The following is a 26,267-nucleotide window of genomic DNA, read 5'->3' as shown; positions in this document are numbered from 1 at the left end:
GGTATAATTAGGTAAAGAAATTTTGATTAAATGGAGGACTTTATGAAGAGAATTATAGAAAAACAAGCAAAATTTTATAGCTTTTTTTACTTTATATTCTGGGGCTTTTTCTTTAGCGCTGGCTATTTATTTTGCAAAAAAATTAATAATTCTTTTCAAATGAGTTTATAATAGAAACCAAATATTTTATATAAAGATATTTTGATTATTTAAGAGGGCTCATTTGAGGTCTCTTTTTTAATATAAAAATTTAAATAATTAATTATCAATTATTAATAAAAAGGGGGCAAATTCATGATAATTATTTTAAAACCCAAAACGGCAGAAGAGGAAATAAGAAAACTTACAGAAGAACTAGAAGTGCAAGGAGTAAAGGTTAATCCTGTTATAGGAACAGAACTAATAATACTAGGACTTGTAGGTGATACAAGTAAAATAGATCCTCTAAAAATTGAAGCAAATAATAATGTAGAAAAGGTAATGCATGTTCAAGAGCCATTTAAAAAAGCTAATAGGTTATTCCATCCAAATAATACGATAGTAAATGTTAATGGTAGTGAAATTGGCGCTAATAAAATTGCTATGATAGCAGGACCTTGTTCAGTAGAAGGTGAAGAGCAAATAACGTTTATTGCAAATGAAGTTAAGAAATTAGGGGCAAATTTTTTAAGAGGTGGAGCATTTAAACCAAGAACTTCACCATATAGTTTTCAAGGATTAGAGTATGACGGGTTAGAATTATTAAAAATAGCAAGAAATCAAACAGGCTTACCTATAGTAACAGAAATAATGTCACCATATGATGTTGAGATATTTGAAAGAGATGTAGATGTAATCCAAGTTGGAGCAAGAAATATGCAAAACTTTGATTTGTTAAAAGAATTAGGAAAAACAAATAAACCAATACTATTAAAAAGAGGTTTATCTGCAACAATAGAAGAATTCTTAATGAGCGCAGAATATATAATGGCTGGAGGAAATGAAAATGTAATTCTTTGTGAAAGAGGAATAAGGACATTTGAGACTTATACAAGAAACACATTAGATTTAAGTGCGATACCAGCAATTAAAAAATTAAGTCATCTACCAGTTATCGTAGATCCAAGTCATGCAACAGGAAAAAGATTTATGATATCACCTCTTGCAAAAGCAGCAGTTGCAGTAGGTGCAGACGGTCTTATAATAGAAGTGCATAATGATCCAGCAAAAGCTTTATGTGATGGTCCACAATCAATAAAACCAGAAGATTACGGAACATTATTTGATGAATTAAAAGCTATTGCAACAGCGGTGGGAAGACAAATATAGGATAGTGAAAAGTGAAAGAATTAATGAAATAACAAGGAATACTGAGTCATGAGTGTAGTAGTAGATGTTTAAAGAATAAAAAATTTAAAAGTGAAGGAAGAATTAAGGTATTAACGATAGATTAAGTAGTAAGACTTTCTATTTTTTATTTTTTAATTCAGCTAAGCTGAATTATTACAATAATTTTTTCATTATTCATTCTTTCATTTTTCTCATTTCAAACAAGGTGGTGTTTTAATGAAGTTATCTGTAAATTTAATTCATAGTAGCTATGATATTATTATAGAAAAAGGAATAATTAATAAATTAGCAGATGAGATAAAAGGCTTTTTTGAAGGGAATAAGGTTTTTATTTTAACTGATAAAAATGTTGATAAGTATTATGGTGATTTAGTATTAAACAATTTAATTAACAACGGATATAATGCTAAAAAAATAGTACTTGATCCAGGTGAAGAGAGTAAGGCTTTTTTTACTTTACCATTAGTTTATGATGAACTGTTAAATTTTAAGTTTACAAGAAGTGATTTAATTTTAACTTTAGGTGGAGGAGTTATAGGAGATCTAGGTGGCTTTGTTGCTTCTACATATTTAAGAGGGGTACCATTTATACAGTGTCCTACAACTTTATTAGCACAAGTAGATAGTAGTGTAGGTGGAAAAGTTGGAGTAGATTTAGATAAGGGAAAAAACTTAATTGGTAGTTTTTATCATCCAAAGAAAGTTATTATAGATCCAGAAGTTTTAAATACATTAAGTGATAGGGTATTTAATGATGGAATGGCAGAAGTTATTAAGTATGGTTGTATAAAAGATAAAGAATTCTTTGGTAATCTTATTAATTACAGTAATAAAAAGGAAGTTATGCACAATATAGAATATATTATTCACAATTGTTGCAAAATTAAGAAAAATGTTGTGGAAAAAGATGAAAAGGATACTGGGGAAAGAATGCTTTTAAACTTTGGGCATACAATAGGTCATGCAATTGAGCAGTACTATAAATATAGTAAATATACGCATGGAGAAGCTGTTGCAATTGGAATGTATGAAATAACTAAGTTAAGTGAAGAATTAGGAATAACAAAGAATGGTACAGTAGATATAATTAAAGATATATTAATAAAATATCAATTACCATATGAACTAACGATAGATATTGAAGAGATACTAGAAACTATGAAGCTAGATAAGAAGAATCTGGGAAATAGCTTGAACTTAATTTTCTTAAAAGAAATAGGAGAAAGCTTTATATACAAAACAACAAGCAAAATATTCAAGAAAAATTAAAAAATGAAAAAACAGATGAAATAACTCGGTAAGACTAGTTACGAATAGATTAGAATAGAGTGAAAAGGAAAAGTAAGAAAGCATGAAAAGTTAACGAAATAACTTGACGGATCGAGTTATGAATGAATTAGTAAATGTTGAAAAGTGTGAAAAGAGTTAAGAGGCAAAAGTGAAAAGTTAATAGTGAGAAATTTTTGTAATAATTCAGCTTGGTTGAATTATATCATTAATTTTTTCATTTTTTCACTCTTTAATTCTTCCAATTACAAACAAGGTGGTGTTTTATGAATAGTTTAAGATTATCGAAATCTAAGTTAAATGGAACTGTGAAGGTTCCACCTTCTAAAAGTATGTCTCATAGAGCTATTATTTGTGCTTCTTTAGGAAGTGGTATTTCTATTATAGAAAATATAGATTATTCAGATGATATTAATGCAACTATAGATGCAATGATTGCACTAGGTGCAGTTATAGATAAAGAAGAAGATAAGATAATTATTAATGGGATATATAGAGAAGGTACAGTTAAAAATTCAGTAAGATTAATTGATTGTAATGAATCAGGTTCTACATTGAGATTTATTATACCTATATCTTTGTTATTTGATGGAATGACTAAGTTTATCGGTAAGGGAAACTTAGGTAAAAGACCTTTAGACACATATTTTGATATATTTAAGGAACAAGGAATTAAATATAATAATGTTGAAAATGAGTTGAATATGATAGTAAAAGGTATGTTAAAGCCTGGAGAATTTAGCTTGCCAGGTAATATAAGCTCACAATTCATAACAGGGCTTTTATTTTCTCTTCCTTTATTAGATGGCGATTCAAAAATAAATATAAGTACCAATATAGAGTCAAAAGGATATATTGATTTAACTTTAGATTGTATGAAAAACTTTGGAATAGAAATAGAAAATAGAGATTATAAAGAGTTTATAATTAGAGGTAACCAAAAATATATATCTAGAAATTACAGAGTTGAAGGGGATTATTCACAAGCAGCATTTTATCTTGCTGCAGATGCACTTGAATCAGATGTTTTTGTTACTGATTTAAAGAAGAATTCTCTTCAAGGAGATAAAGAAGTAATAGATATATTAGAGAGAATGGGGGCAAAATTTATAGTTGATAAAAATAATATTAAATGCAATGTGGAAGATAAATTAGTATCGACTGTAATAGATGCATCACAATGTCCAGATATAATTCCAGTAATATCTTTAGTTGCAGCACTCGCAAAAGGTAGGACAGAAATAATTAATGCAGGTAGGCTAAGAATTAAAGAATGTGATAGGTTAAAGGCTGTAGCAACTGAACTTAATAAATTAGGAGCTAAAATAGTAGAAAAAGAAGATGGTCTTATTATAGATGGTGTAGATGAGCTTCAAGGTGGAGCAGAGGTTTGGAGCTGGAAGGATCATAGAATAGCCATGACTTTAGCAATAGCATCGACTAGATGCATAAATCCTATAGAATTAACTGATTATGATTGCATAGCAAAATCTTATCCAGGATTTTTTGAAGATTTTAAAATGCTAGGAGGAAATATAGATGAGTGGGGTATGGGGCAATAATATAAAAGTTTCTATATTTGGAGAATCACATGGTAATGCAATAGGAATTAATATAGATGGGTTACCATCTGGTTTTGAAATTGATATGGATAAAGTTCTTTTAGAAATGAATAGAAGAGCACCAGGGAAAAACGCAATGTCAACAGCTAGAAAAGAAAGTGATCTTCCAGAAATATTAAGTGGGTATTTTGAAGGAAAAACTACTGGAACACCTCTTTGTGCAATAATTAGAAATGCTGATACTAGGTCAAAAGATTATAGTAAAACGAAGGACTATATGAGACCTGGGCATGCTGATTATACAGGATATATGAGATATTCTGGATTTAATGACTATAGAGGTGGAGGCCATTTTTCAGGAAGAATAACTGCAAATTTAGTTTTTGCAGGAGCTATATGTAAGCAAATATTAGAAAAAGAAGGCATATATATAGGTGCTCATATATCTTCAATAAAAGATATAAAAGATAAGGATTTTAATAGTACAAATATATTAAAAGATGAGATATTGAAATTAAGAAAAATGGAATTACCATTAATTGATGAGTCTTTAGGGGAAAAGATAAAGCATACTATATTACAAGCAAAGTATGAGGGAGATTCAGTTGGTGGTAGTATAGAATGTGCTGTAACTGGAATAAGTCCTGGAATAGGTAATCCGTTTTTTGATTCAGTAGAATCTACATTAGCTCATTTAATGTTTTCAGTACCAGCCGTAAAAGGAATAGAGTTTGGTAAGGGCTTTGAAATGACTAATATGTTTGGGTCAGAATGTAATGATGAATATTATTATGATGGAGATAAGGTGAAAACAACAACTAATAACAATGGTGGAATACTAGGTGGAATTACAAATGGAATGCCTATATTATTTAAAGTTGCAATAAAGCCTACAGCATCTATTATAAAAGAGCAAAGTACAATAGATATAAAAACAAATGAAAATGTAAAGTTTAGAGTTGAAGGAAGACATGACCCATGTATAGTTCAAAGAGCTGTACCTGTTATAGAAGCTGTAACAGCAATAGGCTTACTTGACTTAATAAAGGGGAGATAATTAATGAGTGAATTAGATGACTATAGAAAAGAAATTGATTCTATAGATAAAGAATTAATAGCTTTATTTGAAAGAAGAATGGATGTTGCAGTTAAGGTTGGTGAATATAAAAAGAAAAATAAGCTGCCAATTTTTAATGGCAAAAGAGAAGAAGAGGTTATAGAAAAAAATATAAAAAATCTTAATAATAGTTCATATGGGGATATTGGAAGAAGCTTTTTTGAAAATTTAATGGAATTAAGTAGATCTCTTCAAGCAAATATAATACAAGAAAATAATAATATTCAAAATAACTTAATTGAAGAAAGATCAGATTTTGTAATTGGATATCAAGGTGTTAAAGGATCTTTTAGTGAAGAAGCTCTTTTAAAACACTTTAAAACTTGTGATAATACAAAAAACTATGATGAGTTTGTAGATGTATTTGAAGCTTTAAAAAATAATAAAATCCAATATGCAATTTTACCTATTGAAAATTCATATACAGGAGCAATAACTGAAGTATATGATCTTTTGGTTAATTATGGATTTTATATTGTTGGAGAAGAATGTATTAAGATAGATCAGCATTTAATAGGAATAAAAGGAACAGATATAACGAGCATACAAGAAATATATTCACATCCTCAAGGATTTGAGCAAAGTAAGAAATTTTTAAGTAGATATCAAGATATAATATTAATTCCATATCACAATACAGCAATAAGTGCTAAATTAATTTCAGATTTAAAAGATACTAAAAAAGCTGCTATAGCAAGTAAAAGAGCAGCACAAATTTATGGACTAGACATTCTACAAGAAAATATAAATGATAAAAAGGATAATCATACTAAGTTTATAATTATAGGAAAAGAGTTAAAGTATAATAATGAATGTAATAAGATTAGTGTAGTATTTTCTTTAGAAGATAAGGCTGGTACACTTTATAATTTACTAAGATACTTTGCAGAAAATAATATAAATATGATTAAGATAGAATCAAGACCTAATAAGCATGAATCTTGGAAGTATCTACTTTATGTCGATTTTGAAGGAAGCATAGAAAATATGGAAGTTAAAAATGCATTAAATCTTATAGAAAAGAATAGTGGATACTTCAAAATTATTGGAAGCTATAAAGCAAGTTTATAATATATAAATTAATGTTTAATATATTAAGTAAGGATGATAATTTAATATAATTAAAATTAAAAATAATAAATCTTACTTTTAATATAGGGGTTACTTTTATAGTAATCCTTTTTATTTATTAGGAATATAAAAGTTTAAATGTTTATATAAATAATAAATTTATTATTTATAGTAATATATAATGAATAAACATATGATTTTAAAGAGTTAAAATCATAGAGTTAAATCTATAAATGACTTTATAATTGAAAGAATATAAAAAAATATAGTAGCAATTAGAAAATTTTAGGTGTATAATTATAATATAAACAATATTTAGAATTTTCAGAAAAATAAAAAGAGGGAAAGGGTAACCTTTCTTTTGGAATTATCATTATTATAAACGTTTACAAAATAGGAGGCATTTTTATGGTGGGTTTTGATGTGAGGGAAATTAAATTAAATGATTATGAGGATATTCATAGGCTTAATTCAAAGCTAGATTATTCAAACATAAAATCCATAGCAGAGGATAAAAGATCTATAACATTGGTGGCACAACTAAATGATGATGTTATAGGGTATGTTAATAGTGATCTTAGCGATGATCTAAATTATAAAAGAAAATTAGATATTAATAGTATGATTGTTGATGAAAAATATAGAGGATTAGGAGTAGGACATCAATTAATTTTAGAGCTTGAAAAAAATGCAAAACAAAATGAAGTAGCCTATATAGTAAATAGTAATAAAGAATATAATGAAGAAGAATTCAAATTTTTTAATAGACAAGGGTTTGAGTTAGATAATAAAAGGCAATTTATAAAAAATGAATATATTCAATAGTTTATAAGCAGTGGAAACATAGTAAGTTTTCACTGCTTTAAATTTTTATTCTTTAGATAATTATAAAAAGCTTATTATGTTACATGTTTTTTTATTATGATATAATCTTTATAATCAAAAAATTAGATATATGACATAATATAAATTAAATATATGAATAGGGGGCAATATTATGGAGTTTTACGGATTGTTAGGAGAAAAACTTTCTCATAGTTTATCACCAGAAATTCATAGTGAATTACTAAAAGCTATTAATAAAGATGGGGCATATAAATTATTCGAAATAGAAAAAGATAGGCTAGAAGATTTTACGGAAGCTTTAAAGTTATTAAAGATAAAGGGAGCAAATGTAACTATACCTTACAAAAAAGATATAATGAAATATATTGATAGCATATCAGAGGAAGCTGAAAAAATAGGAGCAATAAATACAATATCTTTAGAAAATGGAAAGTTATATGGCCATAATACGGATTACTATGGCTTTGGATATATGTTAAAAGTTAATAATATAAGTATAAAAGGGAAAAGTGCAGTTATTTTAGGCAATGGAGGGGCTTGTAGAGCAGTAGTACATTATTTATTAGATAATAATATATCAGATATTAAGATTGTAAGCAGAAAACCAAATAAAGAAGAATTTAATTTACAAAATGTAGATGTAATAACTTATGAAGAATTAAAAAATATTAGCGGAGACATTTTAATTAATTCTACTCCTGTAGGTATGCATCCTAATATTAATGTGTCACCAGTAACAGAAGATATAATAAGAAATTTTGATGCCTTAGTAGATTTAATATACAATCCTATGGAAACCAAGTTTGTAAATATAGGGAATTCATTATCTAAAAAAACTACTTCTGGATTGTATATGCTTATAGGTCAAGCAGCTAAGGCTCAAGAGATATGGAATGGTGTATCAATTGATGAAGAAATAATAAAAGAAATATACGAAAAATTAAAGTTACATTTCATTTAGGTATAGGAGAATACAAATGGATAAGAATATAATTTTATTAATTGGAATGCCTGGATGTGGAAAAAGTACTATAGGTGAAGAACTAGCAAATAAAATAAACTATGATTTTTGTGATATGGATAAATATATAGAAGAAATATCTAATAGTACAGTAAAAGAGTTATTCAATATAAGTGAGGAATATTTTAGAGATTATGAAACACTAGCGTGTAAAGAATTAAGCAATAAGAGTAAGATTATAATTTCTAGCGGCGGTGGTGTTATTAAAAGAAAAAAGAATATAGATTTCTTTAAGGATAAAGGAATAATAATATTTATAGACAGGCCCATAGAAGATATATTAAAAGATGTTGATACATCATCAAGACCACTATTATCAGATGGTAAGTCTAAACTTTACAACCTATATTCTGAAAGATATAATTTATATAACAATTATTGTGAGATAAAAATAGTTAATGATACAACTATTGAAGAAATTATAGATAAAATAATTAAAATAATTTAGCAATAAGTATATTTAGGAGGGGTTAGATGAAGGTACTAGTTATAAATGGTCCTAATTTGAATATGTTAGGAGTAAGAGAAAAAGGTATTTATGGAACTAAAGACTTTCAAGATGTTTGTGATTACATCAAAGAAGAGGGGCAAAAAAGAAATATTGATATTAAGTTATTTCAAAGCAATATAGAAGGTGAAATAATTAATGAAATTCATAAGGCGTATTATGAAAAATATGATGGTATAATAATAAATCCTGGGGCATATACACATTATAGCTATGCTATAATGGATGCAATAAAGGCAGTAAATATAAAAACTGTTGAGGTGCATTTATCAAATATACATGCAAGAGAAGAATTTAGGCATAAATCAGTAATAGCACCAGCATGTATAGGACAAATATGTGGTTTTAAAGAATTGGGCTATGCAATGGCAATGGAAGCGATAATGCAGTATACAATGGATAATTAAGAATAAGTTCATTTTAGAGTTTAAGGAAAGTGATTTTTAATACATAATGAGCAATTAATAATTAATGAATGGAAAAATGAAAGAATTAATGAATAAACTCCTAAGGAGTTTAGGGATTAACAATATATTTTTAGAAACTTCGTAGAAGTTTCTTCATAAATTATCAATTGTCAATTATAAATTATCAAAGTAGTATGGAGGGATAGTATGATTATTGTAATGAATCCGAATTGTAGTGAAGATGAAGTATTGAAGGTTAAGGGAGATTTGGAGAGTAAAGGGTTAGGAGTTCATTTATCGCAAGGAGAAACTTTTTGTATCTTGGGCGTAGTTGGTGAAACTAGAGCTATAGATTCTGATAAGCTTCTTAGATTTGCTGGAGTGGATAAAGTTCTAAAAGTTGAAGAGCCTTATAAAAAGGCCAATAGATTATTTAAGCCAGAGGATACAGTAATTGATGTAAAGGGTAGTCTAATTGGAGGAAATAACTTAGCTATTATGGCAGGACCTTGTTCTGTTGAAAGCGAGGAGCAAATAATAGAAATAGCTAAGAGCGTAAAGGAATCAGGTGCAACGTTTTTAAGGGGTGGAGCATTTAAGCCAAGGACTTCTCCATATAGTTTTCAAGGCTTAGAATTAGAGGGTTTAGAACTTCTAAAAAAGGCTAGGAAGGCGACAGGACTTCCAATAGTAACGGAAATAATGTCAACAGATTATATAGATATATTTGCTAGGGATGTAGATGTAATTCAAGTTGGGGCTAGAAATATGCAAAACTTTGATTTATTAAAACAATTAGGCAGAACAAACAAGCCAATTTTATTAAAGAGAGGTTTGTCTGCAACAATAGAAGAATGGTTAATGTCTGCTGAATATATAATGGCAGCTGGAAATGAAAATGTAATCCTATGTGAAAGAGGTATAAGAACATTTGAAACTTATACAAGAAATACATTAGATTTAAGCGCAATTCCAGTAGTGAAAAAGAAATCACATCTACCAGTTATAGTAGATCCAAGTCATGCAGCAGGATACTGGTATCTTGTAGAGCCATTAGCTAAAGCGGCAATAAGTGCAGGAGCAGATGGATTAATGATAGAAGTCCACAACAATCCACAATGTGCATTAAGCGATGGACAACAGTCAATAAAACCAGAAGCATTTAAAAAGCTAATGAACAAAGTTAAGATATTAGCAGAAATGGAAGGGAAAAAATAATAAAAGAATGAAATAATGAAAGAATGAATGGTAAAATTCCCATGGAATTTTGTAATTCAGGGTTGGTCTGAATAGTTTTTTACAATTTTTTCATTATTAATTCGTTCATTCTTTTAATTATAAATTGGGGTGTTTTTATGAAGATTTTAATAGTAGGGCTTGGTGTTATTGGTGGAAGTTTTGCTATGGCGCTTAAAGCAGCAGGATATGAAGATGTTTATGGAATTGATAATAATTTAAGTACTTTGAGCAAGGCAGAAGAATTAGGAATAATTAAGAAGGGGTATGTAGATGCTGGTGAAATAGTAGGAGCGGCTGATTTAATTATTCTTGCAATTTATCCTATGCTTATCAAAAGATTTATTGAGAAAAATAGAAATTTATTTAAATCAGGAGCAATAGTTACAGATACTACAGGGATAAAAAAGCTTTTTATAGATGATATATTAAATATATTACCTCCAGGTATAGATTTTATATTTGGACATCCTATGGCCGGTAGAGAAAAGAGGGGTATTGATTATGCATCTAAGGAAGTCTTTAGAGGGGCAAATTATTTAATAACAGTAACTGATAAAAATAAAGAAGAAAATATAAAGCTCTTAGAAGATATTATTTATGATATGGGATTCAAAAGAATTAAAAGGATAGATCCTATATTTCACGATAAAATGATAGGCTTTACAAGTCAGCTACCTCATGCAATAGCAGTTGCATTAATTAATAGTGATGAAGAAGATAGAGATACGGGAAGTTTCATTGGTGATAGCTATAGAGATTTAACTAGAATTGCAAATATAAATGAAGATTTATGGAGTGAATTGTTTATTGGAAATAAAGATAATTTAATAGAATCAATAGATAATTTTATAAATGAGATAAATTATATAAAATCAGCTTTAGTTGAAAGTGATGAGAAAAGATTAAAAGAATTATTTATAAAGTCAAGTAAAAGAAGAGAAAAATTATAAAAGTTAAGATAGCCATATAAAATATATAGTTATTATGTAAAATTAAAAATTAATGAAAAAAACTCCTACTTTAGTTTTTTTCATTAATTTATTTTTTATCAGTTTGCAGAAGATTATATAAATAATTGTATATGTTTAAACCTTAATTATTAACTCTTATTATTAAAGTATCTGTTCAATATATAGGCCAGTAGTTTTGCTTAAGTCAATGAATTCGTCTTCACTTAATAAAAGTGGAGATGAAATGTTATTTAAATCCATTTTTATTATTTTACATTTACTTTTATTATTTAGTAATACGTTTTGTCCAATATAAAAGTTTGCCATTCCTTCTAAGAATGTACAGCATAGACTATAGTCAAGTTTATTTAAGCTTTCGTCTTTTATAATCTTTAGAGCTTCTAGTGGCCTTTTTCTTTTTTTATATGTTCTATTTGAATTAATTGCATCAAAAGTATCAGCTATTGCTATAATTTTAGCAAAATCATGAATTTGATTTCCTTTTAGTCCAAGCGGATATCCTGTGCCATCACACCTCTCATGATGCATTAAAATTGCATAAAGTACTGATTGGCTTATAAATGGAATTTTTTTTATTTCATTATAAGCAATAGTAGGATGAGTTTTTATTATTTCAAAATCTTCTTTAGAAAGAGGCTCTTCTTTTTTTATTACATCTTCATCTAATTTTGTTTTACCAAAATCATGTAGTAAGGAGGCATAAATAAGTGAGTGGAGCTTATTATCGTTTAATCCATGCCATTTTCCAAGTAAATAGCTTAATGATGCTACATTTACAGAATGTCTATATATACAATCTTCATCACTACCATGTAAAATGATATTTTTTAAAACACTGCTACTAAGTTTAAGTTCTTGAGATAATTTTTTTGCATATTCATTTATTTCATTTGTATTTGATGTTTGAAGAGTTTTAGCATTATCAAATATTAACTTAACATCTATAGAAATATTATTAAGCGTTTTTTCAGCTTTTTTTAAAGCTAACTTTTCTTTTGAGTTATCTTTTTCATCAGTATATATTTCAACAATATCAAAAGTACAAATAGAATTTAGCTTATCTAACATTTGTTGATTAAGTGTTATTCCTTTGCCAATAAGAACAGTTCCATTAGATAATATCTCACTGGCTATAACCATACCTATTTTTAAATCTCTTACATTTATAAATTTTTTTCCGATATTCATTAAACTAACCTCTCATAAAAAATTCTATACAGAGCAATTATTTTCTATACAGTTTTATACAGTTAATACAAAATTATGTTTATATGATATATTTCGGACATTAATAATAAAATTTTATACTTATTATGAAAATTTGTCTAAATATACAATATGGATATATGATATTTTTGAACAAATAACTACGGTATAGTAATTTAAAGAGTGAAACAAGTTCTTTGTTTCTATTTTTAATATGATATAATATTTTATATAATTTTTAGAGGAGGGTATTTATATGAAAGAATTAGAAACTAGAATAATTGATATAGATGTTGATGGAATAAGAGAAAAACTTAAATCATTGGGAGCTGAAAAAGTAAAAGAAGAATATCAAACTAATAATATATATGATTTTGAAGATAATAGATTATTAAATGCCAAAGGATATGCAAGAATAAGAATAACAGATGATAGAATGTCAAATAAAGAAGTTGTATATATAACTACAAAAAAAATGCTCAGTCAAGAAACATTTAAAGTTATGGAAGAAAATGAAACAATAGTTGAGGATAAAATAGCGGCAGAAAAAATCTTTCTATCTTTAGGATTAAGTTTAAAACAATCTATAAAAAAATATAGAGAAAGCTATAAATTAAAAGATTCCTTAGTAGAAATAGATATAAATGATAAAAGTTTTTGTCCATTTCCATATTTAGAAATAGAAACTACTTCAGAAGAGAAATTAGAAGAAATATTAGATTTAATTGGTTATACAAAAGAAGATACTACATCAAAAACAATTTATGAACTATTAGAAGAAAAAGGTATAAAATTAAAGGATGAGAAGGGTCTTTAAAATAAAAATGTAGTATTTTGTATTTATATGTAACAAAAATTAAACCTTCTTAGTAAGATATAATTAAGGAATCTAAATACTAAGGAGGATATGTATATGGACTGGTTTAGTGAATTTAATCCAGTTATTCAAGGATTGCTTGCAACTTTATTTACTTGGTTTATTACAGCTTTAGGTGCTTCATTGGTTTTTTTCTTTAAAAAAGTAGATAAAAAAGTTTTAAATACAATGTTAGGTTTTGGTGCTGGAGTAATGATAGCTGCTAGTTTTTGGTCTTTATTAAATCCAGCAATAGAACTTTGTAATGAACTTGGTTATAGTGGATTTGTTATTCCGGCAATAGGATTTCTATTAGGGGGATTATTTTTAATTTTTGCAGATAAATTAATGGATACCTATTCTTATGGTGTAATTACCAATAAAGGAGAAGAAGATCAACCTAAAACAAGCAAATACAAAAAAAGTATACTTTTAGTTCTCGCAGTAACTCTTCATAACATACCAGAAGGATTAGCGGTAGGTGTTGCATTTGGAGGAGTTGCAGTTGGAATACCAGGTACATCATTAATAGCGGCAATGACTTTAGCGTTAGGAATAGGGCTGCAAAACTTTCCAGAAGGAGCAGCTGTATCTTTACCATTAAGAAGAGAAGGTATATCAAGAACAAAAAGTTTTTTATACGGACAAGCTTCGGGGCTAGTAGAACCAATAGCTGGGGTAATAGGAGTAATAGCTGCCTTATCAGTTAGAAGCATATTACCATTTTTATTATCATTTTCAGCAGGAGCCATGATTGCTGTTGTAGGGGCAGAATTATTACCAGAAGCATCAATGGAAAATAAAAAGCTAACAACATTAGGATTGATACTTGGATTTATAGTTATGATGGTTTTAGATGTTGCTTTAGGATAATAGGAATAGTATAAAAATAATTTATAAAGAAGTAAATTTGCCTAAGAATTTAGACTAAGTTAAAATTTTTAGACAAAATTAAAAGGTAGAAAGAAATTCTTTCTACCTTTATATTTAATGAAATTATGCTTGGTTAACTGATCCGAATAATTCCATTTTTTCTTTAACTGTAGCTTTTATAGCTTCAACTCCTGGAGCTAAAAGCTTTCTTGGGTCAAAGCCTTTTCCTTGAAGATCTTTTCCAGCTTCGATGTACTTTCTAGTACCTTCAGCAAATGCTAATTGACACTCAGTGTTAACATTGATCTTAGCAACTCCTAAAGAAATAGCTTTTTTGATCATTTCTTCTGGAATTCCAGTACCACCGTGTAATACTAGAGGCACGTTGTTTGTAACATTGCTTATAGCTTCTAAAGCATCAAAGCTTAATCCCTTCCAGTTTTCAGGATATTGTCCGTGAATGTTACCAATACCAGCAGCTAACATAGTTACACCTAAGTCAGCAATTGCTTTACATTCAGCAGCATCAGCAATTTCTCCTGCACCTACAACTCCATCTTCTTCTCCACCGATTGAACCAACTTCTGCTTCTAAAGAAAGTCCTTTTTCAGAAGTTAATTTAACCATTTCCTTTGTTTTAGCTATGTTTTCGTCGATTGGATAGTGAGATCCATCAAACATTATTGAAGAGAATCCAGCTTCTATAGCTTTTAAAGCTCCATCATAGCTACCGTGATCTAAGTGAATTGCAACTGGAACAGTGATGTTTAATTCTTCCATCATTCCATTTACCATTCCAACTATAGTTTTGAAACCACACATATATTTAGCAGCTCCCTCTGAAACTCCTAATATAACAGGTGAATTATTTTCTTGAGCAGTTTGTAAAATAGCTTTAGTCCATTCTAAGTTGTTGATATTGAATTGACCTACAGCGTATTTACCCGCTTTAGCCTTGTTTAACATTTCTTTTGCTGAAACTAACATGGTATAAACCTCCATAACTTTAAATTTTATTACAATATAAGCTGTAAAGCTAAAATATACCAAGAACATATATTCTATATATTTATTCTTGTCAATAGTATTATAACCCAAAATAAATTTAATTGAAACAAAAAAATTAGAAATTAGTTGCAACTTATAAAAACTATGAATTATTCTACATATTTTTCTATATATATAATTTGAAATATTTATTTAAAATAATGCGAAAATATAAAATTTACCAAAGTATGAAACAAAATTTCGAAAGTATGGTAATATATTGATAAGATAGATTAAAAATTGTAGAATTAATGTATAGATGGAGGTTGTTTTATGAAAAGTGTAGTTGTGAAATTACAAGATTACATCGATAAGTCTAGTGAAACTGAAAAGGGAATAATAGAGTATCTACTGAGGAATCCGGAGTCTGTAGTAGAAAGTAATATATATCAATTATCTGAGAAAACCTTTTCGTCCCCATCTACTATTATAAGGCTTTGTAAAAAAATAGGCTTTAAAGGATATAAAGATTTACTTCATTCATTACTATATGAATTGGCAATTAGAAAATCAGCCGATGAAGAAAGATTAAAAAGTATTCATAAAGAAGATAGTTTAGAGAAAATTATAAAAAAAGTTACTCTGAAGAGTGTTTCATCTTTAGAGAAAACAGAAAAGTTAATTGACATTAAGGAATTAGAAGATTGTGTAGAGATTTTAGAGAAATCAAGGAATATTTGCTTATTTGGAGTTGGAGCTTCTTTATTAGTTGCAAAGGATGCTTATTTGAAGTTTTTAAGAATAAATAAAAGTTGCTGTATAAATGATGATTTTCATGCACAACTATTACAATCTATAAATATGGAGAAAAATGATGTAGCCATTATTATAAGTTATTCTGGATTTACAGAAGAAATGATTAAGTGTGCTAATATAGTAAAGAAAATAGGTGCTCCTATTATTGCAATTACACGATCAGAAGAATCTCCTATTGCTAAAATAGCAGATTATAAGTTATTGGTAGCTGCAACAGAACATGTATTTAGAGAAGGGGCAATTTCATCTAGAATAGCCCAATTAAATATAATAGACATATTATATATTGCTTTTGTAAATAAAAATTATGATTCAAATATGAAGCAATTTAATAAAACTCATATACAAAAACCTAATTTAAACTTAAGGTAAACGTTAACTTTAAGATAAAATCAGGAGGACTATTATGGTAGATTTAACTAAGCTAACAACAGAAACTAGAAATAAAAATACTATGAATTTAGATAGAATGACTTCAATAGAAATCGCAATAACAATGAATAAAGAGGACGAAAACGTTATAAAGTCAATTAGAGATACTTTACCTAAAATTTCAGAGGTTATAGATATGTGTGCAAAAGCTTTGAAGGGAGGTGGAAGAATAATTTATATGGGTGCAGGTACAAGCGGAAGATTAGGTTTATTAGATGCAGTTGAGTGTCCCCCTACCTTTGGAGTACCAAGCGATTTAGTCGTTGGATTAATAGCAGGAGGTGAATCTGCTTTTATAAAAGCTGTAGAAGGTGCTGAAGATAGTAAAACTTTAGGAGTTGATGACTTAAAAAACATCAATTTAACTAACAAAGATGTAGTAATTGGGCTAGCAGCTAGTGGAAGAACACCTTATGTAATCCATGGACTAAAGTATGCAAGAGAAATAGGCTGTAAAACAGCTATAGTTGTTTGCAATAAAGACTCTGAAATGGCAAAGTATTCAGATGTAGCTATTGAAGTTGTAGTTGGACCTGAAGTACTTACAGGATCAACTAGGTTAAAAGCTGGAACTGCACAAAAGATGGTCTTAAATATGATATCTACTGGGAGTATGGTAGCTGTAGGAAAAGCTTATCAAAATCTTATGGTAGATGTAATGCAAACTAATGAAAAGTTAGTAGTAAGAGCAGAAAACATAGTCATTGAAGCAACAGATTGTGATAGAGATACAGCAAGGAGAGCTTTAAAGGAAGCGAATGGTAAGGTCAAGACTGCTGTTGTAATGATACTTCTTAATTGTAAGTATGATGAAGCTGAAGAAAGATTAAAAAGGGCTGAAGGGCATGTGAGATTTGCTCTAGAAAATATTAATTAAGGAAAAGAGGGAATTATATGACAAATTTAGAATTAGCAAAGGTAATTGTTGATTTAGTTGGTGGAAAAGGTAATGTTATAAAGGCTGCAAATTGTATGACTAGGCTTAGACTAACAATAAAAGATATAGAATTAGTTAAAATGAAAGAGTTAAAAAATACAGAAGGTGTATTAGGAGTTGTTGAAGCTAATAATTATTTACAGGTAGTTTTAGGACCTGGTAAAGCAAAAAAGGTTACAGATATTTGTATAAGTGAGCTAGGACTTCCAAGAGATGGAGTTGTAACAGAAGATTGGCAAGATAATAAACAAGCAATTAAAGATAATCAAAAGCAAAATAAATTTAAAAAGGTAATCAATGTAATTGCAAATATTTTTATTCCTTTAATACCTGCAATTATTGCAGCTGGTATCTTTAATGGGTTAGGAAGTTTAGTTTCTACATTACAAGGACAAGGGACACTTCCAACAGAAGGATTCTGGCAAGCTACACAATTAATGTTTTCATTAATTGGCGGAGGATTCTTATCATACTTTGCGATTTATACAGGTATTAACGCAGCCAAGCAATTTGGTGCAACAGAAGCTCTTGGTGGTATGATTGGAGCGATATCTATAAGTGGTAATATTGTTGCTTTATCAACTATGCTAGGTTTATATGATGAAGCAGTACCTTTAAATTCTATTTTAACAACAGGAAAAGGCGGTATCATAGGCGTTATTATTGGGGTATATATACTTGCTAAAATAGAAAAATCAATTCGTAATATAGTACCAGATGTATTAGATTTAATACTAACTCCATTACTAACATTACTTATAACAGCAATAATTTTCGTGTTTATTATTATGCCAGTAGCTGGGTATTTATCTGATGGGTTAGTTTCTGCATTAAGCGTGATCATTAATTCTTCAAACCCAGTTGTAAGTGTTATTAGTGGATTCGTATTAGCAGCATTATTCTTACCAATGGTATTACTTGGTTTACATCATGGATTAATTCCAATTTATGCAATTCAATTAGAGGCTATGGGTGGAGTTTCATTATTCCCAGTACTTGCAATGGCTGGAGCGGGACAAGTTGGTGCGGCAATAGCTATTTATTTCATGGCAAGAAAAGTTAAAAATATGAGATTACAAAAAGTAATAACTGGTGCACTTCCAGCAGGATTCTTAGGAGTTGGAGAGCCATTAATATATGGAGTTACTCTTCCTATGTTTAAACCATTTATTACGGCAGGTATAGGAGCTGGTTTTGGGGGAGCTTATGTAATGTTAACACATGTATTATCAAACTCTTGGGGACCATCTGGACTAGTAGCTATTCCTATAATGAAACCAGAAAGTATGCTTAACTTTTTCATAGGTTTAGTTATTTCTTATATTGCAGGATTTATTATAACTTACTTTGTAATTAAAGAATCAGATGTTAAAAATGCTTAATTTATAATAAGCTTTAATAAAATTAAGAGGATAAAATAATTTTATATGAAAGAGGTAAGGTGGTAAATTTGATATCTAAAAAGAGGTTATGTAGTATTGCTATGGCATTAATATTTATGTCATCTATGGTAGTTGCGCCTACAATAAAAACAAGTGCAAGTAAGATTGGTTATGGAAATGTTACTATATCAAACGGATCTATTAATGAATCAGGATTACAAGCTAATATAACTTTTCCTGACTGCTTGAATTATGTAGATGATACTTTAATAGTTAACAACATGTACACTTTTAAAGGGTATAAAGGTCAAGGAAAATTATATATAACATGTACTGATGGTTTAGAGAGTGTTAGAGTATTCGTTAATGGCAAAGAGGTAGATGTTAGTACAGCTTGTAGTAACAATGGAACAACATATGAAGTAGATATATCATCCTTAACAGTAAATGATAGAAATACAATACAAGTTACAAATTTTGTTCCTGAAACTGGTAAAATAAATATAAAAATACCATATCCAGTAGTACTAGAAGGTAGTGCTGAGGTAGTTGGAATGAATCAAAATACTTTAGATTTAATTGACACTTTAATAAATAATGACGTTAAAAATGGATTTACAAGTGCTCAATTAGCAGTTATTAAAGACGGCGTCATGGTAAAAAACAGCGCTTATGGAACAGTAAATGCTTATAATCAAGATGGAACACCAAAAACTGATTCACCAAAGGTTACAACAGAAACACTATATGATATAGCATCAAATACAAAAATGTATTCAACTAACTATGCTATTCAAAAGTTAGTAAGTGATGAAACAATAAATTTATCAGATAAAATAACTAAATTTTTCCCAGAGTTTATAGATGGAGAAAATGATCCAATAAAGGGAAAAGCTAATTTAACAATACAGCATATATTAGAGCATCAAGCTGGATTCCCAGCAGATCCGCAATATCATAATAATAAGTTCAATCAAGAAACTCAAAAGCCAGATCAAAATGTGGATAATCCTTTATATTCACAAGATAAGGCAACGACTAAAGAAATGATTTTAAAGACTCCATTACAATATGAACCTGGAACAAAGACAGTTTATTCTGATGTAGATTATATGTTACTTGGATTGATTGTAGAAAAAGTTACAGGAATGGCTTTAGATGAGTATGTTGAAAATACATTTTATAAGCCATTAGGATTAAATAACATAGTTTATAATCCATTAGAAAAGGGATTTTCAAAAGAAAATATAGCAGCAACAGAACTTAATGGAAATACAAGAGATGGTGCTATAAGCTTTGAAAATATTCGTGATTATACACTTCAAGGTGAAGTTCATGATGAAAAGGCTTATTATTCAATGGATGGAGTTTCTGGACATGCAGGCTTATTTGCTAATGCAGCAGACTTAGCTAAATTGGCACAAGTTATGTTAAATGATGGTGGATATGGAGATAATAAATTCTTCTCTAAAAATACTGTAGAGGAATTTACAAAGAGAAAAGCTTCTAGTCCAACATGGGGATTAGGTTGGTGGAGAGAGGGAGATAACGGTAGAGTATGGTACTTTGGTACACAGTCATCTAGTAATACCTTTGGACACCAAGGATGGACAGGTACTTTAACTGTTATAGATCCAGAAAGTAATTTAGTAGTTGTTTTATTAACTAACAAAATTAACTCACCAGTCATAGATAATACTATAAATGCAAATACTTTTGTAGGAAATAAATTTACTACAGCAACACTTGGTACAATACCAACACTTGTTTACGATTCTATTGAGCATGGTAATGATAGTGCAGTAGATGCTAATCTTGCAACTATGGTAACTGAAAAGTTAAAACTTTATAATCCTTCTAATTACCAAGGAGAAGCAGTTTTAAAATCAGCTTGTTCTATTGTTGAAACAATGGTTACAAGAGCAGAAGAGCGCAAAGTAAAATCTACAGTTGACTATGCTAAGGAATCAGTAAAGGAACTTGAGACTTTAGTTCAAGATAAAGACATTATAGATGAATTTAATAGAAGAATTAATAATATTTCAGTAGGTGAAGAAGCTTCAGTAGATTTATCTAAAATTACTTTCACAAAGTTAAGTGGAGATCCAAGTGCGGAATGGCAAGCAGATATTGCTTTCCCAGATTGCTTAGGATATGTTGATGATACTTTAATAGTAAATAACTTATATACATTCAATGGATATGAAAATCAAGGAAAGCTATATATTAAAGCTAATCCAGGAGTTACATCAGCAAGAATCTTTATAAATGGAGTTGAAATGGATACTACAGAAATTTGTAGTAATTCAGGCTCAACATTCGAAGTAGATTATTCAATGGTTGCTAAAAATGGAAGAAATACTATCCAAGTTACCAATATAGATCCTAAAAATACTGAAGTTGAGTCAGGAATATCAGTGAAAATACCATACCCTGAAGTTATAGATGGAAGTGCAGAATCTGTTGGTATGAATAAAAATACCTTAGATTTAATTGACACTTTAATAAATAATGACGTTAAAAATGGATTTACAAGTGCTCAATTAGCAGTTATTAAAGACGGTGTCATGGTAAAAAACAGCGCTTATGGAACAGTAAATGCTTATAATCAAGATGGAACACCGAAAACTGATTCACCAAAGGTTACAACAGAAACACTATATGATATAGCATCAAATACAAAGATGTATTCAACTAATTATGCTATTCAAAAGTTAGTAAGTGATGGAACAATTAATATATCAGATAAGATAACTAAATTTTTCCCAGAGTTTATAGATGGAGAAAATGATCCAATAAAGGGAAAAGCTAATTTAACAATACAGCATATATTAGAGCATCAAGCTGGATTCCCAGCAGATCCACAATATCATAATAATAAGTTCAATCAAGAAACTCAAAAGCCAGATCAAAATGTGGATAATCCTTTGTATTCACAAGATAAGGCAACGACTAAAGAAATGATTTTAAAGACTCCATTACAATATGAACCTGGAACAAAGACAGTTTATTCTGATGTAGATTATATGTTACTTGGATTGATTGTAGAAAAAGTTACAGGAATGGCTTTAGATGAGTATGTTGAAAATACATTTTATAAGCCATTAGGATTAAATAACATAGTTTATAATCCATTAGAAAAGGGATTTTCAAAAGAAAATATAGCAGCAACAGAACTTAATGGAAATACAAGAGATGGTGCTATAAGCTTTGAAAATATTCGTGATTATACACTTCAAGGTGAAGTTCATGATGAAAAGGCTTATTATTCAATGGATGGAGTTTCGGGACATGCAGGTCTATTTGCAAATGCAGAAGATTTAGCTAAGTTAGCACAAGTCATGTTGAATGATGGTGGATATGGAGAAAATAAATTTTTCTCTAAAGATATTATAGAAGAGTTTACAAAGAGAAAAGCATCTAGTCCAACATGGGGATTAGGTTGGTGGAGAGAGGGAGATAACGGTAGAGTATGGTACTTTGGTACACAGTCATCTAGTAATACCTTTGGACACCAAGGATGGACAGGTACTTTAACTGTTATAGATCCAGAAAGTAATTTAGTAGTTGTTTTATTAACTAACAAAATTAACTCACCAGTCATAGATAATACTATAAATGCAAATACTTTTGTAGGAAATAAATTTACTACAGCAACACTTGGTACAATACCAACTCTTGTTTATGAATCTATAATTCATAATAATGATGATGCAGTAGATGCTAATATTGCACAAATGGTGTCTGAAAACTTAAAATTATATAATCCTACAAGCTATTTAGGAGAATCAGTATTAAAATCTGTTTATTCAAAGATTGATACAGCTATTACAAGAGCTGAAGAAAGACCAACAGATTTAAATTTAGATTATGCTGAAGAAGCAGTTAGAAGATTAGATGTTGAAAAGAATAGAAAAGAAATAATTAAATTTAATGAAAGACTAGTAGCTATTGGAGCTAATCCGATAGAATTACCAGATTACAGTACAGAGTTAGAAGCATTAAAGACTCTTATTAATGAATCAAAGAAAATAGTTGATGAAGGACAAGATATAGGGGAACATATACATTATCAAACTAGTTCTTGGAGCAAGTTTAATGAAGTTTATGAAAATGCTATTAAGATAGCTGAAAAAGGTAGTGAAGCTAATAGAGAAGAGTTAACTTTAGCAGCAGAAGAATTATTAACAGCTAAAGAAGGTTTAGTAAAATTAGATAAAACTAATCTAAATAAGGCAATAGAAGCTGCTAATACTAAAGTTGAAGAAGGAATATTAGAAGATATAGAAGAAGAAATTAAAATTTCATTTAATAAAGCATTGGACTCAGCAAAAGCTGTATATGCAAATAAAGATGCAAGTATTAAAGATATAGCAAAGGCATATAATGATATTTTAGTTGAATATAAGAAAATAGGTATTCCAGTAGGAGATAAGGATAATTTATCTGATTTAGTAAATATGGCTGAAGCTATTAATCTAGATAGATTCTTAAGTAAGGGACAAGAAGAATTCAAAAATGCTTTAAAGGCAGCTAAAGATATTTTAGCTACAGAAGAACCAGCTGAAATAGATGTATATAAGCTTTATGAAGCATTATATAATTCAATGATGAATTTAGAATTAAAAGCAGATAAGGGTGAATTATGTAAGACTATTATTGAAGCTGAAAAAATTAACTTGAATTTATATACTGAAAATAGTAAATCAGAGTTGTTATCAGCAATAGAAGCAGCTAAGTTAGTAAAAGAAAATCAAGAAGCTACTCAAGAAGAAGTTAACAATACTTTAGAAAGATTAAGCAATGCAGTAAAGGCTTTAATAGAAGCTGCAGATAAGAGTGATCTTGAATCATTAATAAAGAAAGCAGAAGCTATAGATGAAAGTAAGTATACTAGCGAAAGTTTAGATACTCTAAATAAAGCTTTAAGTGCTGCTCATGATGTTATGGGGAATAACAATATAGCAGTTACAGAACAAGGTATTGTAAATGAGGCTGTAAAATCTTTAAGTGATGCAATAGAAGGCCTTAAGTTAAAGGGGTCACACCCAGGAAACAATGGAAATGGGGCTGGAAATGGTAACGAAGAGGATGATAAAAATCAAGAAGATACAACTACAAATAGTAATAATACAAATAACGGGGGTAGCAATAATGGTAATGTAAATAACGGTAGCGAATCTGGAAAAGGTAATTCTAATTTACCAAGTACAGGGGGGAATTCACCTATAGTATTAGGCGTTATCGGAATATTAATTATAGCAGTAGGTATATTTGTATTTAAAAAAAAGAAAACACAAGTATAAGTAAAAGATAAATTAAATATAAAAAATGGGATTTATATTCTTTTTGAGATTAAGCTTAAAGGGTATAAATCCTTTTTTTATAGATAGATATAAGTTAATAAAAAATATAAGTTAAATAAAAGGTTAAAAATTGATAGATTTTATTATAGAATATATAATGAAGAAATGACTGGAGGAAAAGTGTAATGGAAAATTTAAAACTAGTAATATTTGATATGGATGGATTAATATTTGATACAGAAAGACTTTCTTATGAGTCATGGAAAGAAGCTGCAAAGGAATTTAATATAGATTTTGATTTAAATTTATTATATAAATTACTGGGAACTAATCATGAAAGTGTTAGAAATACTTTACATAATGAGTTTGAAAATAAAATAAATGTTGATAATTATATAATGGAAAGAAATAATATTTATTTATCTAAAATAATGAATGGTGAAGTAGAAAAAAAGAAAGGTATCGAAGAGCTATTAAAATATTTAACTGATAAAAATATAAAAAAAGCAGTTGCTACATCTTCAAATAGGGAGATAGCATACAAACTTTTAAAGGATGCAGGTATATATGATTACTATGACTATATATTATGTGGAGATGAAGTTAAAAAATCTAAACCAAATCCAGAAGTGTTTTTAAGGGTTGCAGAAAAACTAGATATACCTGCAAATCAATGTATGGTACTAGAAGATTCAGAAGCTGGAACTATAGCTGCAAGTAGGGCAAGAATGACTCCAGTTATTATACCTGATTTAAAAAATCCTAGTGAAGATATCGAAAAATTAGCATTTAAAAAGCTAAATAATTTAGAAGAAGTAATAAATCTAATTGAAGATTCAATTTAATTTTGAAGAAAAATATTAAATTAATAATCTGCAAAATTATTACAACTTATATAGCAAAATTATTTGAAATATTATAGGTGGTGTACTAATGGAATATATAAATGATATAAATATACAAGAGGCTGTTATACATATTGTTGATTCTAATGGCGAGGAACCAGTCTTAAATGAATATAAACTTGAACTAAATGAAGATACATATAAGTTTCTTCATAAGCATATAGAAAAGTGTTTTAAAGATGAGGAGTTAAAGTATGCCGTATTTAATCCAGAAAGAAATATAGTAAAAGAAGTAGTTCAAGATTATTTAAATGGGATAGATAATAATTTAATTGGACTATCACAGGAACTTGCAAGACAATTATTTATAATAATGAAGGCTAATGTAAATATACCTTCATGTGATTTAATAGTAGTTTCATTAATTACAGATCAAGGTCCAATGATTGGGATACTTAAGATGGATTATGTTAAGAATTTTACTCACCAAGTTGGGTTTAAAGAAAATAAAATAGGAATAGATATAGTTCCACAATCAGCAGGGCTTCCGGGTAGTAGTCAAAGGATACAAAAAGCAGCTTTTATTAAACCTATAAGAGAAAATCAAAGATATGATTTAATGGTTATAGATAAGCAGAAAAAAAGTAAAGATGAAGAAGAATATGGAGCAAATTACTTTATAAGCAACTTCTTAGGATGTTCAATAATTAGTAGTGAAAGAGATATGACTAAGACATTCCTAAAAGCAGCTGAAAATTGGACTAGAAGTAACATAGTAGAAGATGCAGATAAAGCAGAGAGAATAAGGACTACTGTTAAAGCAAAACTAAAAGAAGAGGATACTATAAATATAGATGAGCTTTCCAATGAACTATTTAAAGAGAATCCACAAGTTATAAATGATTTTTCAACATTCGTAAAAAGTCACGGTTTGGAAGAAGAAGTTGCCATAGATAAGCAATGGGTTGAAAAAAAATTAAAAAGAGTAAGATTAAAAATTGATAAAGATATAGATTTATATATAAATGAAGAGGCTTATCATGATAATACTAGATTTGAGATACAAAGAAATGGTGATGGAAGCATCAATATGATAATAAAACATGTTATTAATTACTTAGAGAAATAAATTGTTAAATATAATAATAAAAAAATGAAAGAATGAAAAAAATTAAGGTTAAAATCCTTTAAGGATTTTAAATAGAAAGTGCTTGGCAACTATAGTCTAAGTTTTCACAGTAAAACAACCTCAATTCTTTCATTTTTTTC

21 protein-coding genes are annotated in these 26,267 nt (G+C 28.7%); 19 read left to right on the top strand and 2 right to left on the bottom strand.

All coding sequences use genetic code 11. From position 1 onward, the window contains the following. Window positions 1-294: 294 nt before the first annotated feature. The 11 genes from aroF (J2Z25_RS05070) to J2Z25_RS05020 all read left to right on the top strand — a co-directional run bounded on the left by aroF (J2Z25_RS05070) (window position 295) and on the right by J2Z25_RS05020 (window position 11,337). A complete protein-coding gene (gene aroF / locus J2Z25_RS05070) occupies window positions 295-1,308 on the top strand; it encodes a 3-deoxy-7-phosphoheptulonate synthase (protein WP_097034352.1) in 1,014 nt (337 codons plus the stop codon). Between the two features lie 237 nt (window positions 1,309-1,545). Next, on the top strand, window positions 1,546-2,598 hold the full coding sequence (aroB, locus tag J2Z25_RS05065; RefSeq protein ID WP_097034353.1) for a 3-dehydroquinate synthase: 1,053 nt from the start codon (window positions 1,546-1,548) through the stop codon (window positions 2,596-2,598). Window positions 2,599-2,882: 284 nt separating this feature from the next. Next, window positions 2,883-4,178 (top strand): 3-phosphoshikimate 1-carboxyvinyltransferase, encoded by a 1,296-nt coding sequence (gene aroA / locus J2Z25_RS05060; protein ID WP_209738877.1) that lies wholly within the window; start codon window positions 2,883-2,885, stop codon window positions 4,176-4,178. Beyond that, window positions 4,156-5,235: a chorismate synthase gene (aroC, locus tag J2Z25_RS05055; protein ID WP_209738875.1), complete on the top strand. Its 1,080-nt coding sequence runs from the start codon at window positions 4,156-4,158 to the stop codon at window positions 5,233-5,235. Before aroA ends, aroC begins: the two co-directional genes overlap by 23 nt. A 3-nt stretch (window positions 5,236-5,238) precedes the next feature. Next, window positions 5,239-6,366 carry a prephenate dehydratase gene (gene pheA / locus J2Z25_RS05050; protein ID WP_209738873.1) on the top strand — a complete coding sequence of 376 codons (1,128 nt, stop codon included), beginning with the start codon at window positions 5,239-5,241 and terminating at the stop codon, window positions 6,364-6,366. 408 nt (window positions 6,367-6,774) lie between these two features. After that, a complete protein-coding gene (locus tag J2Z25_RS05045) occupies window positions 6,775-7,191 on the top strand; it encodes a GNAT family N-acetyltransferase (protein WP_142690798.1) in 417 nt (138 codons plus the stop codon). A gap of 172 nt (window positions 7,192-7,363) precedes the next feature. Then, window positions 7,364-8,173, top strand: a complete 810-nt coding sequence (gene aroE / locus J2Z25_RS05040) for a shikimate dehydrogenase (RefSeq protein ID WP_097034356.1) — start codon at window positions 7,364-7,366, stop codon at window positions 8,171-8,173. 16 nt (window positions 8,174-8,189) lie between these two features. Then, entirely contained in the window at window positions 8,190-8,681 is a 492-nt protein-coding gene (locus tag J2Z25_RS05035; protein WP_209738864.1) for a shikimate kinase, read from the top strand. A 26-nt stretch (window positions 8,682-8,707) separates the two neighbouring features. After that, a complete protein-coding gene (aroQ, locus tag J2Z25_RS05030; RefSeq protein ID WP_008680391.1) occupies window positions 8,708-9,148 on the top strand; it encodes a type II 3-dehydroquinate dehydratase in 441 nt (146 codons plus the stop codon). 207 nt (window positions 9,149-9,355) lie between these two features. Further along, complete coding sequence (gene aroF, locus J2Z25_RS05025) at window positions 9,356-10,366, top strand: 3-deoxy-7-phosphoheptulonate synthase (protein ID WP_097034358.1); 1,011 nt, start codon at window positions 9,356-9,358, stop codon at window positions 10,364-10,366. A 137-nt stretch (window positions 10,367-10,503) separates the two neighbouring features. Further along, entirely contained in the window at window positions 10,504-11,337 is an 834-nt protein-coding gene (locus tag J2Z25_RS05020) for a prephenate dehydrogenase (protein WP_209738862.1), read from the top strand. 162 nt (window positions 11,338-11,499) lie between these two features. On the opposite strand, the gene J2Z25_RS05015 is transcribed toward J2Z25_RS05020, so the two are convergent. Further along, the gene (locus J2Z25_RS05015) at window positions 11,500-12,546 is read right to left on the bottom strand and encodes an HD-GYP domain-containing protein (RefSeq protein WP_209738860.1); all 1,047 of its coding nucleotides are present in this window, start codon (window positions 12,544-12,546) and stop codon (window positions 11,500-11,502) included. Window positions 12,547-12,820: 274 nt separating this feature from the next. Between J2Z25_RS05015 and J2Z25_RS05010 the strand changes: the two genes are divergently transcribed. Together J2Z25_RS05010 and J2Z25_RS05005 are read left to right on the top strand one after the other, a co-directional pair. Continuing rightward, complete coding sequence (locus tag J2Z25_RS05010; protein WP_209738858.1) at window positions 12,821-13,381, top strand: class IV adenylate cyclase; 561 nt, start codon at window positions 12,821-12,823, stop codon at window positions 13,379-13,381. 96 nt (window positions 13,382-13,477) lie between these two features. Continuing rightward, window positions 13,478-14,293, top strand: a complete 816-nt coding sequence (locus J2Z25_RS05005) for a ZIP family metal transporter (protein WP_008680380.1) — start codon at window positions 13,478-13,480, stop codon at window positions 14,291-14,293. A 123-nt stretch (window positions 14,294-14,416) separates the two neighbouring features. Here J2Z25_RS05005 and fba read toward each other — a convergent pair whose 3' ends face one another. Beyond that, window positions 14,417-15,280: a class II fructose-1,6-bisphosphate aldolase gene (gene fba, locus J2Z25_RS05000; protein WP_008680378.1), complete on the bottom strand. Its 864-nt coding sequence runs from the start codon at window positions 15,278-15,280 to the stop codon at window positions 14,417-14,419. A 333-nt stretch (window positions 15,281-15,613) separates the two neighbouring features. Between fba and J2Z25_RS04995 the strand changes: the two genes are divergently transcribed. From J2Z25_RS04995 to J2Z25_RS04970, 6 genes are all read left to right on the top strand, one after another. After that, the gene (locus tag J2Z25_RS04995) at window positions 15,614-16,468 is read left to right on the top strand and encodes a MurR/RpiR family transcriptional regulator (protein ID WP_142690794.1); all 855 of its coding nucleotides are present in this window, start codon (window positions 15,614-15,616) and stop codon (window positions 16,466-16,468) included. A 34-nt stretch (window positions 16,469-16,502) separates the two neighbouring features. Then, window positions 16,503-17,405, top strand: coding sequence for an N-acetylmuramic acid 6-phosphate etherase (gene murQ / locus J2Z25_RS04990; RefSeq protein WP_209738856.1), 903 nt, complete (start codon window positions 16,503-16,505; stop codon window positions 17,403-17,405). Window positions 17,406-17,422: 17 nt separating this feature from the next. After that, entirely contained in the window at window positions 17,423-18,847 is a 1,425-nt protein-coding gene (locus tag J2Z25_RS04985; RefSeq protein ID WP_209738845.1) for a PTS transporter subunit EIIC, read from the top strand. Window positions 18,848-18,915: 68 nt separating this feature from the next. After that, entirely contained in the window at window positions 18,916-24,153 is a 5,238-nt protein-coding gene (gene pbp4b / locus J2Z25_RS04980) for a penicillin binding protein PBP4B (protein WP_209738843.1), read from the top strand. 185 nt (window positions 24,154-24,338) lie between these two features. Continuing rightward, window positions 24,339-24,998, top strand: coding sequence for an HAD family hydrolase (locus tag J2Z25_RS04975; RefSeq protein ID WP_209738841.1), 660 nt, complete (start codon window positions 24,339-24,341; stop codon window positions 24,996-24,998). Window positions 24,999-25,086: 88 nt separating this feature from the next. Further along, window positions 25,087-26,127, top strand: coding sequence for a nucleoid-associated protein (locus J2Z25_RS04970; RefSeq protein WP_209738838.1), 1,041 nt, complete (start codon window positions 25,087-25,089; stop codon window positions 26,125-26,127). Window positions 26,128-26,267: the final 140 nt, after the last annotated feature.

This window comes from Clostridium tertium, assembly GCF_017873245.1.
In the GTDB taxonomy this organism is placed as follows: Bacteria; Bacillota; Clostridia; order Clostridiales; family Clostridiaceae; genus Clostridium; species Clostridium tertium.
Note: the sequence above shows the minus strand (reverse complement) of the source record. Positions and strands in the feature narration are given on the sequence as shown.

Excerpts from the sequence above, each read along its gene's own strand:
- aroF (WP_097034352.1), top strand. The coding sequence starts at position 295 with ATGATAATTATTTTAAAACCCAAAACGGCAGAAGAGGAAATAAGAAAA.
- aroB (WP_097034353.1), top strand. The coding sequence starts at position 1,546 with ATGAAGTTATCTGTAAATTTAATTCATAGTAGCTATGATATTATTATA.
- aroA (WP_209738877.1), top strand. The coding sequence starts at position 2,883 with ATGAATAGTTTAAGATTATCGAAATCTAAGTTAAATGGAACTGTGAAG.
- aroC (WP_209738875.1), top strand. The coding sequence starts at position 4,156 with ATGAGTGGGGTATGGGGCAATAATATAAAAGTTTCTATATTTGGAGAA.
- pheA (WP_209738873.1), top strand. The coding sequence starts at position 5,239 with ATGAGTGAATTAGATGACTATAGAAAAGAAATTGATTCTATAGATAAA.
- J2Z25_RS05045 (WP_142690798.1), top strand. The coding sequence starts at position 6,775 with ATGGTGGGTTTTGATGTGAGGGAAATTAAATTAAATGATTATGAGGAT.
- aroE (WP_097034356.1), top strand. The coding sequence starts at position 7,364 with ATGGAGTTTTACGGATTGTTAGGAGAAAAACTTTCTCATAGTTTATCA.
- J2Z25_RS05035 (WP_209738864.1), top strand. The coding sequence starts at position 8,190 with ATGGATAAGAATATAATTTTATTAATTGGAATGCCTGGATGTGGAAAA.
- aroQ (WP_008680391.1), top strand. The coding sequence starts at position 8,708 with ATGAAGGTACTAGTTATAAATGGTCCTAATTTGAATATGTTAGGAGTA.
- aroF (WP_097034358.1), top strand. The coding sequence starts at position 9,356 with ATGATTATTGTAATGAATCCGAATTGTAGTGAAGATGAAGTATTGAAG.
- J2Z25_RS05020 (WP_209738862.1), top strand. The coding sequence starts at position 10,504 with ATGAAGATTTTAATAGTAGGGCTTGGTGTTATTGGTGGAAGTTTTGCT.
- J2Z25_RS05015 (WP_209738860.1), bottom strand. The coding sequence starts at position 12,546 with ATGAATATCGGAAAAAAATTTATAAATGTAAGAGATTTAAAAATAGGT.
- J2Z25_RS05010 (WP_209738858.1), top strand. The coding sequence starts at position 12,821 with ATGAAAGAATTAGAAACTAGAATAATTGATATAGATGTTGATGGAATA.
- J2Z25_RS05005 (WP_008680380.1), top strand. The coding sequence starts at position 13,478 with ATGGACTGGTTTAGTGAATTTAATCCAGTTATTCAAGGATTGCTTGCA.
- fba (WP_008680378.1), bottom strand. The coding sequence starts at position 15,280 with ATGTTAGTTTCAGCAAAAGAAATGTTAAACAAGGCTAAAGCGGGTAAA.
- J2Z25_RS04995 (WP_142690794.1), top strand. The coding sequence starts at position 15,614 with ATGAAAAGTGTAGTTGTGAAATTACAAGATTACATCGATAAGTCTAGT.
- murQ (WP_209738856.1), top strand. The coding sequence starts at position 16,503 with ATGGTAGATTTAACTAAGCTAACAACAGAAACTAGAAATAAAAATACT.
- J2Z25_RS04985 (WP_209738845.1), top strand. The coding sequence starts at position 17,423 with ATGACAAATTTAGAATTAGCAAAGGTAATTGTTGATTTAGTTGGTGGA.
- J2Z25_RS04975 (WP_209738841.1), top strand. The coding sequence starts at position 24,339 with ATGGAAAATTTAAAACTAGTAATATTTGATATGGATGGATTAATATTT.
- J2Z25_RS04970 (WP_209738838.1), top strand. The coding sequence starts at position 25,087 with ATGGAATATATAAATGATATAAATATACAAGAGGCTGTTATACATATT.